General features: G+C 59.3%; 14 protein-coding genes. All 14 read right to left on the bottom strand.

Annotated features, from left to right (window positions below; genetic code table 11):
- Nucleotides 1-466: 466 nt before the first annotated feature.
- Nucleotides 467-1,150, bottom strand: coding sequence for an ABC transporter ATP-binding protein (locus tag V6R85_RS03050; protein ID WP_003502409.1), 684 nt, complete (start codon nucleotides 1,148-1,150; stop codon nucleotides 467-469).
- Between the two features lie 15 nt (nucleotides 1,151-1,165).
- Nucleotides 1,166-2,473 (bottom strand): lipoprotein-releasing ABC transporter permease subunit, encoded by a 1,308-nt coding sequence (locus V6R85_RS03045; protein ID WP_003502407.1) that lies wholly within the window; start codon nucleotides 2,471-2,473, stop codon nucleotides 1,166-1,168.
- Nucleotides 2,474-2,597: 124 nt separating this feature from the next.
- The gene (gene proS / locus V6R85_RS03040) at nucleotides 2,598-3,920 is read right to left on the bottom strand and encodes a proline--tRNA ligase (protein ID WP_003502405.1); all 1,323 of its coding nucleotides are present in this window, start codon (nucleotides 3,918-3,920) and stop codon (nucleotides 2,598-2,600) included.
- A 667-nt stretch (nucleotides 3,921-4,587) separates the two neighbouring features.
- Complete coding sequence (locus tag V6R85_RS03035; RefSeq protein ID WP_003502403.1) at nucleotides 4,588-4,893, bottom strand: DUF1467 family protein; 306 nt, start codon at nucleotides 4,891-4,893, stop codon at nucleotides 4,588-4,590.
- A gap of 279 nt (nucleotides 4,894-5,172) precedes the next feature.
- Entirely contained in the window at nucleotides 5,173-6,840 is a 1,668-nt protein-coding gene (locus V6R85_RS03030; protein WP_003502399.1) for a ribonuclease J, read from the bottom strand.
- 203 nt (nucleotides 6,841-7,043) lie between these two features.
- Nucleotides 7,044-7,784, bottom strand: a complete 741-nt coding sequence (locus tag V6R85_RS03025; RefSeq protein ID WP_162695518.1) for a biotin--[acetyl-CoA-carboxylase] ligase — start codon at nucleotides 7,782-7,784, stop codon at nucleotides 7,044-7,046.
- A gap of 26 nt (nucleotides 7,785-7,810) precedes the next feature.
- On the bottom strand, nucleotides 7,811-9,253 hold the full coding sequence (nuoN, locus tag V6R85_RS03020) for an NADH-quinone oxidoreductase subunit NuoN (protein WP_003502395.1): 1,443 nt from the start codon (nucleotides 9,251-9,253) through the stop codon (nucleotides 7,811-7,813).
- 18 nt (nucleotides 9,254-9,271) lie between these two features.
- Nucleotides 9,272-10,783: an NADH-quinone oxidoreductase subunit M gene (locus tag V6R85_RS03015; protein ID WP_080866092.1), complete on the bottom strand. Its 1,512-nt coding sequence runs from the start codon at nucleotides 10,781-10,783 to the stop codon at nucleotides 9,272-9,274.
- Nucleotides 10,783-12,780 carry an NADH-quinone oxidoreductase subunit L gene (gene nuoL / locus V6R85_RS03010; protein ID WP_035261474.1) on the bottom strand — a complete coding sequence of 666 codons (1,998 nt, stop codon included), beginning with the start codon at nucleotides 12,778-12,780 and terminating at the stop codon, nucleotides 10,783-10,785. Before nuoL ends, V6R85_RS03015 begins: the two co-directional genes overlap by 1 nt.
- Nucleotides 12,781-12,787: 7 nt before the next feature.
- On the bottom strand, nucleotides 12,788-13,096 hold the full coding sequence (nuoK, locus tag V6R85_RS03005; protein ID WP_003502389.1) for an NADH-quinone oxidoreductase subunit NuoK: 309 nt from the start codon (nucleotides 13,094-13,096) through the stop codon (nucleotides 12,788-12,790).
- Between the two features lie 29 nt (nucleotides 13,097-13,125).
- Nucleotides 13,126-13,740 carry an NADH-quinone oxidoreductase subunit J gene (locus V6R85_RS03000; protein ID WP_003502387.1) on the bottom strand — a complete coding sequence of 205 codons (615 nt, stop codon included), beginning with the start codon at nucleotides 13,738-13,740 and terminating at the stop codon, nucleotides 13,126-13,128.
- 136 nt (nucleotides 13,741-13,876) lie between these two features.
- Nucleotides 13,877-14,368 (bottom strand): NADH-quinone oxidoreductase subunit NuoI, encoded by a 492-nt coding sequence (nuoI, locus tag V6R85_RS02995; protein ID WP_003502385.1) that lies wholly within the window; start codon nucleotides 14,366-14,368, stop codon nucleotides 13,877-13,879.
- 36 nt (nucleotides 14,369-14,404) lie between these two features.
- The gene (gene nuoH / locus V6R85_RS02990) at nucleotides 14,405-15,451 is read right to left on the bottom strand and encodes an NADH-quinone oxidoreductase subunit NuoH (protein WP_060724098.1); all 1,047 of its coding nucleotides are present in this window, start codon (nucleotides 15,449-15,451) and stop codon (nucleotides 14,405-14,407) included.
- Between the two features lie 12 nt (nucleotides 15,452-15,463).
- Nucleotides 15,464-17,545: an NADH-quinone oxidoreductase subunit NuoG gene (gene nuoG / locus V6R85_RS02985; RefSeq protein ID WP_041694373.1), complete on the bottom strand. Its 2,082-nt coding sequence runs from the start codon at nucleotides 17,543-17,545 to the stop codon at nucleotides 15,464-15,466.
- Nucleotides 17,546-17,600: the final 55 nt, after the last annotated feature.

Here is a 17,600-nt window from a genome sequence, read left to right as displayed (position 1 = left end):
CGTCCATACAGGCTTCTGCGCCGGTGTCTTCTTCACAGGGCGGTGAGGATCACCGAGAAGCTGGCAACAAAGACAGCGATGGAAGCGAAAGCAGCAACGTCACGGATGAAATCAGTCATTGGTCTCTCCTTACTCGTTATGTTCCAACTTTGTTCTCATTTTGTTCGATTGTCAACAGGGTTCTGCTGATATTCCTCTTGCTAATGTACGAGAATCGCCTTCGGTTCCGATCAAGGGAACGGCAAGCCGCTGACTCCAAAGCGAAAAACCCGAAGGCAAAAAACGCCTCCGGGTTCGGAAAAAAATCAAATTCAGAGAACAGCTATTCTTCAGGAGGCGCCGGAGAGATTGATCCGGGCTCGCGACGGTTCGTCCTCGTTCCCTCACGGCAACGACCAGCGTAGTCGTTCCGGTCGCTCCGGAAGGCATGGTGATGCGCGAGGATCATCCCCGCGCAATCCCATGGTCAGAAATCGACGATCTTCCCGTCGGCGAGCGTTACGCGCCGGTCCATGCGGGCGGCGAGTTCATGATTGTGGGTGGCAATCAGCGCCGCGAGGCCAGATTGGCGCACCAGCGCCTCCAGCGCGTCGAATACATAATGCGCGGTCTCCGGATCGAGATTGCCGGTCGGCTCGTCGGCGAGCAGCAGGAGCGGCGCGTTGGCGACGGCGCGGGCAATGGCGACACGCTGCTGTTCACCGCCCGAGAGTTCGGCCGGACGGTGTTCGCCGCGATGCCCCACACGCATATAGTCGAGCAGCGCGCTGGCGCGCTTGCGAGCTTCAGCCTGGGTGAGACCGGCGATGAGCTGCGGCATCATCACATTTTCCACCGCCGAGAATTCCGGCAGGAGGTGATGGAACTGATAAACGAAGCCGATATCGCTGCGGCGGATCGCGGTGCGCGTTTCATCCGGCAGGCCGTTGCAGGGCGCGTCGTTAATATAGACCTCGCCGGCATCGGGATGTTCCAGCAGGCCTGCCAGATGCAGCAGCGTCGATTTGCCGGTGCCTGAAGGGGCGACCAGCGCCACCATCTCACCGCTCTTCAATTCAAAATCGGCCTTGCGCAGAATGGAAAGCGACGTCTCGCCCTGACCATAGGTTCTCTCAACGCCGGTGAGCCGCAGCACTGTTTTTTTTGCCATATTGCGAAGCGGTCCTTATTCGTAACGCAGGGCCTGCACCGGATCGAGCTTGGAAGCCCGCCATGCCGGGAAGATCGTTGCCAGGAAAGAGAGCGTGAGCGCCATGATGACAACGGAAATCGTTTCGCTGATATCCATTTCTGCCGGAAGCTGGCTCAAGAAATAAAGCTGCGGGTCAAACAGCACCGTGCCCGAAATCCAGGAGAAGAACTGCCGGATGGATTCCACGTTGAGGCAGACGATGACGCCGAGCGCCACACCGGCGAAGGTGCCGACCATACCGATGGCCGCACCTGTCATGAAGAAGATGCGCATCACCGCGCCCGAACTTGCGCCCATGGTGCGCAGAATGGCGATATCGCTGCCCTTGTCCTTCACCAGCATGATGAGGCCGGAAATGATGTTCAGCGCCGCCACCAACACGATGAGGGTGAGGATCATGAACATGACGTTTCGTTCCACCTGCAGGGCGGAGAAGAAGGTCTGGTTCCGCTGCCTCCAGTCGGTAATGTAGATCTGCCTTTCGGCCGCCTGCTCCACCAGCGGACGGATGCCATCGACATCATCCGGGCGGCTCACATAAAGCTCGATGGATTGCACGATGCCGTCGGCATTGAAATAAAGCTGGGCTTCGGACAGAGGCATATAGATCATCGATGCGTCGTATTCCGACATGCCGATCTCGAAGACACCGGAAATCTTGTAAGATTTGACGCGCGGATTGACGCCCATCGGCGTTACGTCACCTTCTGGTGATATGAGGGTGATATCGTCACCCGCCGTAACACCAAGCTGGGCGGCGAGCCTGGAGCCGACGAGAACGCCGTCACCCGCCATGAAGCCGACGAGGTCGCCGGTCTTGATGTTGGTGGCGACTTCCTTGACCTTGTCGATATCCTCCTGGCGCACACCGCGCACCAGAGCGCCGGAACCCGCACCGCCACGACCGGAAGCCAATGTCTGGCCCTCCACCAGCGGCAGAGCCATGGTGACGCCGGGTACGGCGGCGAATTTCTTAGCCAGCTCATCATAATTATTGAAGGGCTGGTCAATCGGCTGCACGATCATATGGCCGTTGATACCGAGAATGCGGGAAATCAGCTCCGTGCGGAACCCGTTCATGACAGCCATGACGATGATAAGCGTCGCCACGCCCAGCATGATGCCGACAAAGGAAAAACCGGCGATGACGGAAATGAATGCTTCCTTGCGCCGCGATCGCAGATAGCGCCAGGCCACCATACGTTCGAAAGCGGAAAACGGCCGGGCGGTCTTTGCCCCGGCGGAAACAGCCGCACCCTTGTCAGCCTCGGCTTGTGCCATGTCGTCTCCCTGATCTCAAACTGCAAGGCCGGTCTTTTCCGAAAACCGGCCCATATTTCTGCTGCATCTGCGCTACGAAACCGGAGCGGACTTCGGGTGAAGCCGCTCCGTCTTCCATTCGCGCTTAGGCGAGCACCTTGTTCATCGCCGCCTCGATCGTCACGGTCTCCCGCTCGCCGGTCTTGCGATCCTTCACTTCGACTTCGCCATTCGCGACCGAACGCGGGCCGACGATGATCTGCAGCGGCACGCCGATCAGATCAGCGGTGGCGAATTTCTGGCCCGCCCGGTCGTCCGTATCGTCGTAGAGAACATCCTTGCCGGCGTTGGAGAGCTGATAATACAGCTTTTCACAGGCCGCATCGCAGGCCGCATCGCCAGCCTTCATGTTGATGATCACGACGTCGAAAGGAGCGACCGAGGCCGGCCAGATGATTCCGTTCTCGTCATGCGATGCTTCAATGATGGCGGGAACAAGGCGTGTCGGCCCGATGCCATAAGAACCCATGTGGACGGGGTGTTCCTTGCCGTCCTTGCCCTGCACTTTCGCGCCCATCGGCTCGGAATATTTGGTGCCGAAATAGAAGATGTGCCCAACCTCGATGCCGCGCGCGGAAAGGCGCTCGCCTTCGGGAATGGCGTCATAGGCGGCTTCGTCGTGCATTTCGGACGTGGCTGCGTAATCGGTCGTCCACTCGTCGAACACGCCCTGCAGCGCCGCGACATCGTCGAAATCGGTGCTTTCAGCTGGAATGCCTCGGTCGAGGAAGCTCTTGTGGCAGAAGACTTCGGATTCGCCGGTATCGGCCAGAATGATGAACTCATGGCTGTGATTGCCGCCGATCGGGCCGGTATCGGCGCGCATGGGAATAGCGCGCAGGCCAAGGCGCTCAAAGGTCCGCAGGTAAGCCACGAACATCTTGTTATAGGAATGGATCGCGTCTTCCTTGGTCAGGTCGAAGGAATAGGCGTCCTTCATCAGGAACTCGCGCGAACGCATCGTGCCGAAACGGGGACGCACCTCGTCGCGGAACTTCAGCTGGATATGATAGAGGTTCAGCGGCAGGTTCTTGTAGGACTTCACATAGGAACGGAAGATGTCGGTGATCATCTCCTCGTTGGTGGGGCCATAGAGCATCTGGCGGTCCTGGCGGTCCTTGATGCGCAGCATTTCCTTGCCATAGTCGTCATAACGGCCGCTCTCCTGCCAGAGTTCGGCGGTCTGCAGCGTCGGCATCAGAAGCTCGATGGCGCCGGAACGGTCCTGCTCCTCGCGGATGATCTTGTTGACCTTGTCCAGCACGCGCTTGCCGAGCGGCAACCAGGAATAGATGCCAGCCGATTGCTGCCGGATCATGCCGGCGCGCAGCATGAGGCGGTGAGAGACAATCTCGGCTTCCTTGGGGTTTTCCTTCAGGATGGGCAGGAAATAACGGCTAAGACGCATGACGGCTTCCATTGATGTGGACGACAGCGCCAAAAGGCGCGGGAATCGCCCCGAATAGAGGGATATTGGCGCCGGATATAGCGGTTTCTGACCCAGATGAAAACCCGCCATGCAAAGAGCGTTAAGGCGATTTTGTGGTATTTTCACGATAGCTAATTCGCGTCAAAACGCTTTGGCCGGAATATTATTCTTGATCCGGTGCGACAAATTGCACCACAGAGAATTTTTTGCCGACTGTAACAAATATGCAAAAAATGAGATGACAAGCATGGGGGTTTGAGCTAGCTTTAGCTTACAAAAGAGGCAGGAAGTTTAAATTCTTGTCATTTTCGCGGTCAGTCTTGGGAGGATCAGATCTTAGGCGCGCTCGTTCGCAGCCCCGGTAACGGTTACAGATCACGCGAAACCTGAAAACAAGGCTGAAAGGCCTTGTTTTTTTTTGCTTCTGCACGCATTTCCCTGCTCCCGGCCATCAATCCCAGTAGAATTACGGCGATGAATCAGGCACCCGGCAAGCTCCTGCTGTGTGCACGATAGATATGACATCCATATGACAGAGTCTCAGCCAGATTCACGGCAGACTGCCCCTTGCATAGGCAGGCGCTTCGGCTTGCTATCAGGTTGAGGGCGCAGATGTAGGCGGGGGCGGACATTGCCCGCGCTTTTTTCAGTCGAAAACGGGAATAATTCTCGGCAGGTCATCAAGGCTGACACCGAACCACCAGGTTCCGCCATACCAGATCCCGCAGATCAAGGCCGAGATCAGGGTCGTCCACAACACGATACGTCCGCCCTTGAAGCTGGATGGCGCGCTGGCAACCGTCCCCAGCGCCACATCGCCCTCATCGTCCTGGGTGCGCAGGCCAATCGGCAGCACGATAAAAAGCACCGTCCACCAGACGATGAAATAAACGGCGAAGACCGAAAGAAGCGGCATGTGATCCTCCTGCACAATGCGCTTCTTGTAACGCATTCATCCGCAAACCGGAATCAATTCCCTGCAAGATGCATAAAAAGCCTTGGAAAGAGGAACAGAACCGCGCTTTGAGCAGGCACACTCAGGTCGCCGACAAAGGCGGACGATCTCTCTTCCGTCATGCCGGCCCCCGGAACAAGCCCGAGGATGATCCGGCATCCAGCCACGGCGCGTCTGCGCCGTGAAAGGAGTCTTTACGCGATCAAGGACTTGATCGCGCTGGACCCCGGATCTAGTCCGGGGTGACGGCATGCGGATGATACCCCGCTTTCCGGCTCAGACCTTCGTGACGAAAACCGTCACGATCGGCTTCTTGCCCCAGCTCTGATTGGCGGCGGCGCGCACGGCGCGGCGCACCGCTTCACGCAGCAGCTCCAGATCCTTGCGGCGGGCGCGCGGAATGCTTTCGACAGCGCCGAGCACGGCGTCATAAAGCGTGTCTTCCATCGCCTCATCCTCGTCATCGAATTCCGGCAGGCCGAAAGGCACCACATCGGGATCGCCGAGGAAATCGTAACGGCTGTCCAGCACGACATTGACCGCAACATGGCCGGCGAAAGAAAGCTTGCGGCGATTGCTGATGCCCATCTCGTCCATGTCACCGACGAGATTGCCGTCCTTGAAGACGCGGCCATGCGGCACGTCGTCGATAACCTCGGCCGGGCCGGGAGCAAGGCGCAGAACATTTCCGTTGCGCACCTTCGGTACCTGCGAAATGCCGGCCTGTTCGGCCAGTTCCTTCTGCGCCACCAGATGCGCCGCCTCACCATGCACAGGCACGACGATCTGCGGCTTCGTCCACTCATACATCTTCAGAAGTTCATTACGGCGCGGATGGCCGGAGACATGCACCAGCGCCTCATTGTCCGTGACAATGTGCACGCCCTGCTCGATCAGGCCGTTCTTGATCTCGATGATCGCCTTTTCGTTGCCGGGAATGGCGCGTGAGGAAAATACGACAGTATCTCCCGACGCGAGCGCCACATTGCGCATCTCGTCGCGGGAAAGCTTGGCGAGCGCTGCGCGCGGTTCGCCCTGCGAACCGGTCAGGATCAGCACCACACGGTCGCGCGGAATATAACCATATTCATCTTCTGCGAGGAACGGCTTGATGCCTTCCATGATGCCGAGATCCTGCGAGACATTGACGACCCGCTTCAGCGACGAGCCCAGCAGCAGCACCTCGCGGCCCGCGGCCTCAGCAGCCTGCGCAATCGAACGGATGCGCCCGACATTGGAGGAGAAGGTGGTGACCGCCACGCGGCCTTCGGCATTTTCGATGATCTGGCGCAGGCCTTCGGAAACCTCGTGTTCGGAGGGCGACACACCATCGCGCACCGAATTGGTGCTGTCGCACATCAATGCCAGCACACCCTCTTCGCCGATGGCGCGGAAGCGCGCCTCATCCGTCAACGGCCCGAGCGACGGCGCTTCGTCGATCTTCCAGTCACCGGTGTGGATGACATTGCCGAGCGGCGTGCGAATGACCAGCGACATCGGCTCGGGAATGGAGTGGTTGACGCCAACAGCTTCGATTTCGAACGGCCCGACATTGATACGGTCGCCAGCCTTGAAGATCGTTACCGGAATTTCGGCGCGCGTGCCCTCATAAGCGCGCTTGGCTTCCAGCATGCCGGCGGTGAAAGGCGAGGCATAAACCGGGACATTGAGGCCGGGCCACAGATCATTCAGCGCGCCATAATGGTCCTCATGGGCGTGGGTGATGATGATGCCCTTGAGGTTCTTCTTCTGCTCGGCGATATAGCTGATGTCAGGCAGAACGAGATCGACGCCCGGCAGATCGAGACCGGCGAATGTCACGCCGCAATCCACCATGATCCATTGGCGCTTGCTTTCCGGCCCATAGCCGTAAAGCGCCAGATTCATGCCGATTTCACCCACACCGCCGAGCGGTATAAAGACCAGTTCGTCCTGTTTAGCCATTATTTTTCTTATCCATTCACGAAAGCACGCGGACGACGGCATTTTGCCGTGCCCACCGCCTCTATCCAGCATCGGACCTGTTAAACCATCTGATCGACCGGGCCGATGCGGAACCGGTTTGTCACCCTGCATTTCATGAGCCGCAGGAAAGCTCCAACCTCTGGAACCGGTTCGGCGCGGCTTCCTGGGCCGCGCCGTTCACCTCATCCGAAAAATACGTCGCCGGCGGCGATGGAGCGCCTGGCGCCCTCGTCTTCATCCAGCAGCAGATAACCATTATCATCAATTCCGACGAAACGCCCGCCAATCGAACGATCAGGGAAATTGACGGTGATATGTTCGCCAATACCGCAAGCGGCCGCCCGCCAGCCGGTCATTATGCCGGAAACACCCCTGCCCTCGTCCCAGTCCCGCAGCACATCAGCCGTCTCGCGGAAGAGATGGGCGAACAGCTCGTCGGGCGAGCAGGACGCGCCATGTTCGGAGAGCATGGTGACGGGATAAAGCGGATTGTCCGGCTTATGGGCGATATTGATACCGATGCCGATGACGATGGCGCGCCGGCCGTCAGGCAGCAGCTCCGCTTCCATCAGGATGCCGCAGGTCTTGCGGCGACCGATCAGCACGTCATTCGGCCATTTGATCTCCAGCGGTTCACCATTCGTCGGCAGCACCGCGCGAACGGCGCGATAGACTGCAAGCGCAAAAGCGAGCGGCAGGGAGCCGATGCGGTCCATCGGCGCGAGATCGATCAGAAGAAGCGATGCGTAGAGATTGCCGGGTTCGGAAACCCATGGCCGGCCGCGACGGCCGCGGCCGCCGGTCTGGCGGATGGCGGTAACCCACAGATTGCCGCCATCGCCTGCCCTTGCCCGGGCAAAACATTCCAGATTGGTCGATGGCGTTTCCGCCATCGCCTCGTGCCGGAAATCATCGATGGACATCCGACCCGTATGCTTGTGTGTGCTGCTCAAAAGAAGGTCTTCGCCGCAACAGTCACCGCGTTGCCGAGCGCACCGCCAAAGACGATGAAGGCGACAACGAACAGGGCCGAAAGCGCATAAACGACTTTCAGTTCGCCAGCCGGACGCTCGAACTTGTCCTTGGCCTCATCGAACCACATGACCTTGACGACGCGGATATAGTAGTAGGCGCCGACCACGGAGCCGATCACGCCGATGATGGCGAGCGGATAGAGCTTCGCTTCAATGGCGGCGAGGAAGACGTAATACTTGCCGAAGAAGCCGGCGAGCGGTGGAATGCCGGCAAGCGAGAACATCAGGATCGTCAGCACAACCGCCATGAAGGGGTTGGAAGATGAAAGACCGGCGAGATCCTCGACAGTCTCGACATTGCCGATTTCCTTGCGGCGCATGGAGAGAATGCAGGCGAAGGTGCCGAGCGTCATGACCATGTAGATAGTCATGTAGAGAATAACGCCCGAGATACCGGCTTCGGTGCCGGCGGCAAGACCAACCAGCGCGTAACCCATGTGACCGATGGAGGAATAGGCCATCAGGCGCTTGATGTTCTTCTGGCCGATCGCGGCGAAGGAGCCGAGCAGCATGGAGGCGATGGAAATGAAGACGACAATCTGCTGCCAGTCGGCAAAGACCGGCTGGAAAGCCTCGATGACGATGCGCACGAGGATCGCCATGGCGCCGATCTTGGGCGCGGCCGAGAGGAATGCCGTGACCGGGGTCGGCGCACCTTCATAGACGTCCGGCGTCCACATGTGGAACGGCACGGCCGAGATCTTGAATGCCAGACCGGCGAGAACGAAGACCAGGCCGAAAACGAGGCCGAGCGAACGGGTTTCGGCCGCCAGAACCTGCGCGATTTCGGTGAAGCCGGTATTGCCGGTGAAGCCGTAGACCAGCGACATGCCATAGAGCAGCATGCCGGAGGAGAGCGCGCCGAGCACGAAGTACTTCAGACCCGCTTCCGTGGAGCGCAGGCTTTCGCGGTTGATGGCGCAGACGACGTAGAGCGCCAGCGACTGCAGTTCCAGCGCCATATAGAGCGAGATCAGGTTGTTGGCCGAGATCATCAGCAGGATGCCGAGGGTCGCGAGAACCAGCAATACCGGATATTCGAAACGGCCGATCGGCTCGAAACGGCCCTGGCCGACGGCCAGGATCATGGCGGTGATGGAGCCGATCAGCGCCAGTACCTTCATGAAGTTGCCGAAGGCATCGGCGATGTAGACACCGCCGAAAGCCACGCCCGATGCGGGGGCAAAGATGATCCAGAGACCGACGACGAGCAGGAGGGCAACGGCAAGGCCGGTGACCGTCGTTGTCGACTTGTCGCCCGAGAAGACACCAATCATGAGCAGCGCCAGCGCGCCGACCGCAAGGATCAGCTCGGGCGTCGCAATGTGCAGACTGGCAAAAAGGATTTCAGCGGTCATGTCCAACGGGTCCTGTCGTCAATTCATAGTGAGCGCAACATTTTGCGCCGCCTGCAGTGCAGCCGTATAGTTGTTTACCAGAAGATCGACCGATGCGGCGGTGGCATCGAAAACCGGAGCCGGATAGACGCCGAAGAAGATCGTCAGGACAACCAGCGGGTAAAGGATGACCTTTTCGCGGGTCGAAAGGTCGAGCATGCTTTTAAGGCTTTCCTTCTCCAGCGCGCCGAAAATCACGCGGCGGTAAAGCCACAGCGCATAAGCGGCCGAGAGGATAACGCCGGTTGCCGCAAAGAGCGCGACCAGCGTGTTGGCGCGGAATACGCCGATCAGCGTCAGGAATTCACCGACGAAGCCGGAGGTGCCGGGCAGACCGACATTGGCCATGGTGAAGATCATGAAGGCGACGGCATATTTCGGCATATTGTTGACGAGACCGCCATAGGCCGAAATCTCGCGGGTGTGCAGCCGGTCATAAACCACGCCGACGCAGAGGAAGAGCGCGCCCGACACGATGCCGTGCGACAGCATCTGGAAGATTGCGCCCTGCACGCCCTGCACGTTGGCGGCGAAGATACCCATGGTCACGTAACCCATGTGGGCAACGGAGGAATAGGCGATCAGCTTCTTGATGTCGTCCTGCATCATCGCCACCAGCGAGGTGTAGATGATGGCGAGAACCGACAGCGTGAAGACGAAGGGTGCGAAATAATCAGACGCCAGCGGGAACATCGACAGCGAGAAACGGATGAAACCATAACCGCCGAGCTTCAGCATGACGCCGGCAAGGATGACAGAACCTGCGGTCGGCGCCTGAACGTGGGCATCCGGCAGCCAGGTGTGAACCGGCCACATCGGCATCTTGACCGAGAATGCTGCGAAACAGGCAAGCCATAGCCAGGTCTGCATGCCGGCCGGGAAGCCGTACTTCAGAAGTTCGGTCATGTCGGTCGTACCCGCCTGCCAGTACATCGCCATGATGGCGAGCATGGTCAGAACCGAGCCGAGAAGCGTGTAGAGGAAGAACTTGTAGGATGCGTAGACGCGATCCTTGCCGCCCCAGACGCCGATGATGATGAACATCGGGATCAGCGTCGCTTCGAAGAAAACGTAGAAGAGAACCGTATCCAGCGCCACAAAGACGCCGATCATGACCACTTCCAGAAGCAGGAAGGCAATCATGTATTCCTTGATGCGCTTTTCGATCGAATCCCAGCTTGCCAGCACGCAGAAGGGCATGAGGAAGGTGGTGAGGATGACGAACAGCATGGAGATGCCGTCGACACCGAGATGATAGGCGGCAATGTTGCCGAACCAGGCATGCTTCTCGACCATCTGGAAGCCGGGGTTCGAATTGTCGAAACCGATCCAGATGAACAGCGACACGATGAAGGTGAAGACGGTCGTCAGCAGCGAGACATTGAGAATGTTGCGGCGACCATAGGGGCCGTTCTCATTCGTCAGAAGCAGCAGCACCACGCCGACGAGCGGCAGAAAGGTGACCGTTGAAAGAATGGGCCAATCGGTCATCAGAGGGCACTCCCGAGCATCATCCAGGTGACAAGCGCCGCGATGCCGATCAGCATCGCAAAGGCATAGTGATAAAGGTAACCGGATTGCAGGCGGACCATGCGGTTGGTCACGTCAACCACACGCGCTGCAATGCCGTTCGGTCCATAGTGGTCGATGACGGCGACGTCGCCCTTCTTCCACAGGAAGCGGCCAAGCGCCTTTGCGGAGCGAACGAAGAGGAAGTCATAGAGTTCGTCGAAGTACCACTTGTTGAGAAGGAACTGGTAGAGGCCACGATGGGTCTCGGCCAGACGCTTCGGCGTCTCGGGCGACTTGATGTACATGTACCAGGCGGTCACGAAACCAAGGGCCATGGCGAAGAACGGGCTCCACTTCACCCACAGCGGAACATGGTGGAACTCTTCGAGGATCTCGTTTTCCGGAAGCGTGAACAAAGCGCCCTTCCAGAACTCGGCATATTCATGGCCGAAGAAATAACCTTCGAAGGCCACACCGGCGAAGATCGCACCGACGGTGAGGATGAAGAGCGGGATCAGCATGACCATCGGCGATTCATGCACATGGTGCATGACGTCGGCGGAAGCGCGCGGCTTGCCGAAGAAGGTCATGAAGGCCAGACGCCAGGAGTAGAAGCTGGTGAAGAGCGCCGCGATGACCAGCAGCGTAAAGGCGACGCCCGAGAGAACCGAATGCGAAGCATAAGCGGACTCGATGATGACGTCCTTCGAGAAGAAGCCGGCAAAACCGATCATCGTGCCCGGAATACCAACGCCGGTCAGCGCCAGCGTGCCGACGGTCATGGTCCAGAAGGTGATGGGGATATGCTTGCGCAGGCCGCCCATGTAACGCATGTCCTGCTCGCCATCGACGGCATGGATGACCGAGCCGGCGCACAAGAACAGCAGGGCCTTGAAGAAGGCGTGCGTGAAGAGGTGGAACACGGCAGCGCCATAAGCGCCGACGCCGAGCGCCACGAACATGTAACCGAGCTGCGAGCAGGTCGAATAGGCGATGACGCGCTTGATGTCGTTCTGTACGAGGCCGACGGTTGCCGCGAAGAAGGCGGTGATCGCACCGATCAGCGTCACGACGGTCAGCGCATCATGCGACAGTTCGAAGAGCGGCGACATGCGGGCGACGAGGAAGACGCCGGCGGTGACCATGGTTGCGGCGTGAATGAGGGCAGACACCGGGGTCGGGCCCTCCATCGCGTCCGGCAGCCAGGTGTGCAGCAGGAACTGCGCCGATTTACCCATCGCGCCCATGAAGAGCAGCAGGCACACGCCCGTCATCGCATTGGCCTTGTCCAGCTGCATGCCGAACAGGTTGATGACGGTTTCCGAGGAGGCAGCGCCTTCAGCCGGCAGATAGGTCGCAGCGGCAGCGAAGATCGTTTCGAAATTGATCGAGCCGAACAGCACGAACACGCCACCAATGCCGAGAATGAAGCCGAAGTCACCCACGCGGTTGACGATGAAGGCCTTCATGGCGGCAGCCGATGCGGACGGCTTCTTGAACCAGAAACCGATCAGCAGATAGGACGCCAGACCCACGCCTTCCCAGCCGAAGAACATCTGCAGCAGGTTGTCGGAGGTCACCAGCATCAGCATGGCGAAGGTGAAGAGCGACAGATAGGCGAAGAAACGCGGACGATGCGGATCGTGGTGCATGTATCCGATCGAATAGAGATGCACCAGCGTCGAAACCGTGTTGACGACGACGAACATGACGGCCGTCAGCGTGTCGATGCGGAAGGCCCATTCGACATCGATGCCGCCGGACTGGATCCAGCGCAGCACGGTGACCTTAATCACCTCGCCCGGCTCGCCATGGGCGAGCGCGACGGTGAAGAAGACGATCCAGGACAGGATGGCGACCACGATCATCAGACCGGTGGTGACATATTCCGAAGCCTTGGCGCCGATGGAGCGGCCGAACAGGCCGGCGATCAGGAAGCCGATCAGTGGAAGAAAGACGATAGCCTTGTAGATCATAGCCTTATCAGCCCTTCATCATATTGACGTCTTCGACGGCGATCGATCCGCGGTTGCGGTAGAAGACAACGAGTATTGCAAGACCGATGGCCGCTTCGGCGGCTGCGACGGTCAGAATGAACAAAGCGAAGACCTGACCGACGATATCGTTCAGGAAGGCCGAGAAGGCCACCATGTTGATGTTGACCGCAAGCAGGATGAGTTCGATCGACATGAGGATGACGATGACGTTCTTCCGGTTGAGGAAGATGCCGAAGACGCCGATCGTGAAGAGGATCGCGCTGACCGTCAGATAGTGGGAAAGACCGATTACCATATTGTGTTTCCTTGAATCCGTTCGCGCCTTCAGATGCCCTGACCCGGCTTGACCTTGACCGTGGTGACGGCGGTCTTCGGGTCACGGCCGACCTGCGTGGATACATCCTGCCGCTTGATGTCAGTGCGATGACGCAGCGTCAGCACGATGGCGCCGATCATGGCCACCAGCAGCACGAGACCGGCGAGCTGGAAGAAGTAGATGTAATTGGTATAGAGCACATCACCCAGCGCGGCCGTATTGGTGCGCTCGGTCACCGGCGGGATCGGCATGGTGATCGATTTCGCCGCCTGCGGGTTGAGCACGCTGCCGCCGACAACGACGATCAGCTCCGCCGCGAGGATGACGCCGATCAGCGCGCCGATCGGGGCGTATTGCAGCACGCCGGAGCGCAGCTCCGCAAAATCCACATCCAGCATCATGACGACGAAGAGGAAGAGCACCGCGACAGCGCCGACATAAACCACCAGCAGGATCATGCCGAGGAACTCGGCTCCCGTCAGCAGGAACAGCGCGGCTGCGTTGAAGAAGGTCAAAATCAGAAACAGCACCGAATGAACAGGGTTCTTCGATGCAATGACCATGAACGCAGACGCCACGGCGACGAAAGCGAATATATAAAAGAATACAGCGTGCAGACCCATCTTGGTGCCTTCTTGTCCTCATCGGGAGAAGATGGCCGAAAGCCCCCTCACCCGTTTCGTCCCCGCCGGCGAAAACCGCGCAGGCATTTTACTTTTCATCGCTTTCCGGAGGCTCCCCCGGAAAGACGGTTGCGCCTTAACGGTAAGGCGCATCCAGTGCGAGGTTGCGTGCGATTTCACGCTCCCAGCGGTCGCCATTGTCGAGAAGCTTCTGCTTGTCGAAATAAAGCTCCTCGCGGGTTTCCGTCGCGAATTCGAAGTTCGGGCCTTCGACGATGGCGTCGACCGGGCAGGCTTCCTGGCAGAAGCCGCAATAGATGCACTTCACCATGTCGATGTCGTAACGCACCGTGCGGCGGGTGCCGTCGTTGCGGCGCGGGCCGGCTTCGATGGTGATCGCCTGAGCAGGACAGATAGCTTCACACAGCTTGCAGGCGATGCAGCGTTCCTCACCGTTGGGATAACGGCGCAGCGCATGTTCGCCGCGGAAGCGCGGAGACACCGGGCCCTTTTCAAAGGGATAGTTCACCGTCGCCTTCTGTTTGAAGAAGTGGCGCATCGTCAGGAAGATCGCACCGACGAACTCCTTGAGGAACAGTGAATTGACGGCTTGGGAAAGGCTTGCCATCTCAAACTCCAGATTTCTGAGCGAGGCGTACGGACATCAACCGGCCCACCCCGTCAGCTTCAATACGAATGCAACAATAACGACCATGGCGAGCGACAGCGGCAGGAACACCTTCCAGCCGAGGCGCATGAGCTGGTCATAACGATAACGCGGAACGAAAGCCTTGGTCAGCGCGATCATGAAGAAGACCATGCAGCCCTTGAGCGCGAACCAGACAATGCCCGGAACCCAGTTCAGGAACCACACATCCACGATCGGCAGCCAGCCGCCCATGAACAGGATCGTCGTCAGGCAGCAGATCAGGACGATCGCAGCATATTCGCCGAGCATGAACATCATGTAAGGCGTGGAGCCATATTCGACCATGTGACCGGCAACCAGTTCCGATTCCGCTTCCGGAAGGTCGAAGGGCGGACGGTTGGTTTCGGCAAGGCCCGAGATGAAGAACACGATGAACATCGGGAACAGCGACAGCCAGTGCCAGTCGAGGAACGAGGCCGGCAGGCCGAGCATCGTACCAAGGCCGGTCTTCTGGGCAAGCACGATATCCGTCAGGTTCAGCGAACCGACGCAGAGCAGCACGGTGACGATGACGAGGCCGATCGACACTTCATAGGACACCATCTGCGCGGCGGAACGAAGCGCGCCGAGGAACGGATACTTCGAGTTGGAAGCCCAACCGCCCATGATGATACCGTACACTTCAAGCGAGGAAATCGCGAAGATGTAGAGGATGCCGACATTGATATTGGCGACGACCCAGCCTTCATTGAACGGAATGACGGCATAGGTGGCAAGCGCCAGCGTCACGGCGACCAGCGGCGCCAGAAGGAAGACGGCCTTGTTGGCGCCGGCCGGAATGACCGGTTCCTTGAGGATGAACTTCAAAAGGTCGGCGAAGGACTGGAAGAGACCGAAGGGACCAACCACGTTCGGACCACGGCGCAGCTGCACGGCTGCCCAGACCTTGCGGTCGGCAAGCAGAAGGAAGGCGATGGCCACCAGAAGGCAAACGAGAAGCAGCAGGGACTGGCCGACCATGATCAGCGCGGGCCAGACGTAGCTCCAGAAAAACGATTCCATAATCCCCTACCCTTACTCTGCCGCAGCCTGGAAATTGTTGCGGGCCAATGCGGAACACTCGGCCATGACGGCGGATGCGCGCGCAATCGGGTTCGTCAAATAAAAGTCTTTTACCGGCGAGGCAAACGCAGACTTATTGAGGCTGCCCGCGCGAGCGGCAAGTGCCTCGACATCCGCGCCGTTGCCGGCAACGATCTCATCGGTTTCCGCCAGATGCGGATGTGCGACATAAAGCTGGCCGCGCAGCGCCGACAGCGAATCGAACGGCAGCTTCTTGCCGAGCACGTCGGAAAGCGCACGCAGGATCGCCCAGTCTTCACGGGCCTCGCCCGGTGCGAAACCGGCGCGGTTGCCCACCTGAACGCGGCCTTCGGTGTTGACCCAGATACCGGATTTTTCGGTATAGGCCGCACCCGGAAGGATGACGTCGGCGTTCATCGCGCCATGGTCGCCGTGGCTGCCGATGTAGACGGTGAACTTGGCTCCCTTGTTCGACAGGTCGATTTCATCGGCGCCGAGCAGGAAGAGAACGTCCATGGACGTTACCATTTCGGCAGCAGCAACACCGCCCTCGCCCGGCACGAAGCCGATGTCGAGACCACCGACGCGGGCAGCGGCAGTGTGAAGCACCGAGAAGCCGTTCCACTCTTCGCTGATTGCGCCAACCGAAACGGCAAGCTTCGCAGCGGCCGCGAGAACGGCTGCACCATCGGCGCGTGCCAGAGCGCCCTGGCCGATGATGATCAGCGGGTTCTTGGCGGACTTCAGCTTCTCAACGAAGCTGTGAGAGCCATTGGCGAGATCGGAAAGCGTTTCCGCGCCGGAGCCGAGATATTCATAATTGTAGCGCAGCTCACCGGCTTCGCCGATCACGCCGATCGGGAAACCACCGCGACGCCAGCGCTTGCGGATACGTGCATTGAGCACGGCCGCTTCATAACGCGGGTTGGCGCCGACGATCAGCAGCGCATCCGCGTGCTCAATGCCTTCGATTGTGGAATTGAACAGGTAGCTGGCGCGACCCAAAGACGGATCAAGCGCTGCGCCATCCTGACGGCAATCGACATTGGCCGAGCCGAGCGACGCCAGAAGCGACTTCAGCGCGAACATTTCCTCGACGGAAGCAAGGTCACCGGCAATCGCGCCGATCTTGCTGCCGCTGGTCGCGGCAACCGCCTGCTTGATAGCGCCGAAGGCTTCGCCCCAGCTTGCGGGCTGCAAGCGGCCATCCTTGCGGACGTAAGGGCGGTCGAGACGCTGCGTCTTCAGGCCGTCCCAGATGAAGCGGCTCTTGTCGGAAATCCACTCTTCGTTGATTGCCTCGTTGACACGCGGCATGACGCGCATGACTTCGCGGCCACGGGTATCGACGCGGATTGCCGAACCGAGAGCGTCCATCACGTCGATGGTTTCGGTCTTGTTCAGTTCCCACGGACGGGCAGTGAAAGCGAAAGGCTTGGAGGTCAGCGCACCGACCGGGCAAAGATCGACGACGTTGCCCTGAAGCTCGGAGGTCATCGCCTGCTCGAGATAGGTGGTGATTTCAGCGTCCTCGCCGCGGCCGATGAGGCCGAGTTCGGCGATGCCGGCAACTTCCGTGGTGAAACGGACGCAGCGCGTGCAGTGGATGCAGCGGTTCATCACCGTCTTGACGAGCGGACCGATATATTTGTCTTCAACCGCACGCTTGTTTTCCGCGTAACGCGAACCGGCAATACCGAAGGCCATAGCCTGGTCCTGCAGGTCGCATTCGCCGCCCTGGTCGCAGATCGGGCAATCGAGCGGGTGGTTGATGAGAAGGAACTCCATCACGCCTTCGCGGGCCTTCTTGACCATCGGCGTGTTGGTGAAAACTTCAGGCAATTCGCCATTCGGGCCGCCGCGAACGTCGCGCACGCCCATGGCGCAGGATGCGGCGGGCTTGGGCGGTCCGCCCTTCACCTCAATCAGACACATGCGGCAGTTACCCGCGACCGACAAGCGCTCATGAAAACAAAAGCGCGGAACTTCAGCACCAGCCTCCTCGCACGCCTGCAACAGCGTGAAATGATCCGGAACCTCGATCTCTTTACCGTCAACCTTGAGCTTTGCCATGGTTCTACTTACGTCCTGTTGCCTGTTCGTCCCGTGTCTCTCACACGGTCCGCAA

This window comes from Agrobacterium sp. CCNWLW32 (assembly GCF_037083425.1).
Classification (GTDB): Bacteria; Pseudomonadota; Alphaproteobacteria; order Rhizobiales; family Rhizobiaceae; genus Agrobacterium; species Agrobacterium radiobacter.
Note: the sequence above shows the minus strand (reverse complement) of the source record. Positions and strands in the feature narration are given on the sequence as shown.

Bases quoted from the DNA above. Each gene is read 5' to 3' on its own strand.
- V6R85_RS03050 (WP_003502409.1), bottom strand. From the start codon at position 1,150: ATGGCAAAAAAAACAGTGCTGCGGCTCACCGGCGTTGAGAGAACCTAT.
- proS (WP_003502405.1), bottom strand. From the start codon at position 3,920: ATGCGTCTTAGCCGTTATTTCCTGCCCATCCTGAAGGAAAACCCCAAG.
- V6R85_RS03025 (WP_162695518.1), bottom strand. From the start codon at position 7,784: ATGTCCATCGATGATTTCCGGCACGAGGCGATGGCGGAAACGCCATCG.
- nuoH (WP_060724098.1), bottom strand. From the start codon at position 15,451: ATGGAATCGTTTTTCTGGAGCTACGTCTGGCCCGCGCTGATCATGGTC.
- nuoN (WP_003502395.1), bottom strand. From the start codon at position 9,253: ATGACCGCTGAAATCCTTTTTGCCAGTCTGCACATTGCGACGCCCGAG.
- nuoI (WP_003502385.1), bottom strand. From the start codon at position 14,368: ATGGCAAGCCTTTCCCAAGCCGTCAATTCACTGTTCCTCAAGGAGTTC.
- nuoK (WP_003502389.1), bottom strand. From the start codon at position 13,096: ATGGTAATCGGTCTTTCCCACTATCTGACGGTCAGCGCGATCCTCTTC.
- V6R85_RS03015 (WP_080866092.1), bottom strand. From the start codon at position 10,783: ATGACCGATTGGCCCATTCTTTCAACGGTCACCTTTCTGCCGCTCGTC.
- V6R85_RS03035 (WP_003502403.1), bottom strand. From the start codon at position 4,893: ATGCGTTACAAGAAGCGCATTGTGCAGGAGGATCACATGCCGCTTCTT.
- V6R85_RS03000 (WP_003502387.1), bottom strand. From the start codon at position 13,740: ATGGGTCTGCACGCTGTATTCTTTTATATATTCGCTTTCGTCGCCGTG.
- nuoG (WP_041694373.1), bottom strand. From the start codon at position 17,545: ATGGCAAAGCTCAAGGTTGACGGTAAAGAGATCGAGGTTCCGGATCAT.
- V6R85_RS03030 (WP_003502399.1), bottom strand. From the start codon at position 6,840: ATGGCTAAACAGGACGAACTGGTCTTTATACCGCTCGGCGGTGTGGGT.
- nuoL (WP_035261474.1), bottom strand. From the start codon at position 12,780: ATGATCTACAAGGCTATCGTCTTTCTTCCACTGATCGGCTTCCTGATC.
- V6R85_RS03045 (WP_003502407.1), bottom strand. From the start codon at position 2,473: ATGGCACAAGCCGAGGCTGACAAGGGTGCGGCTGTTTCCGCCGGGGCA.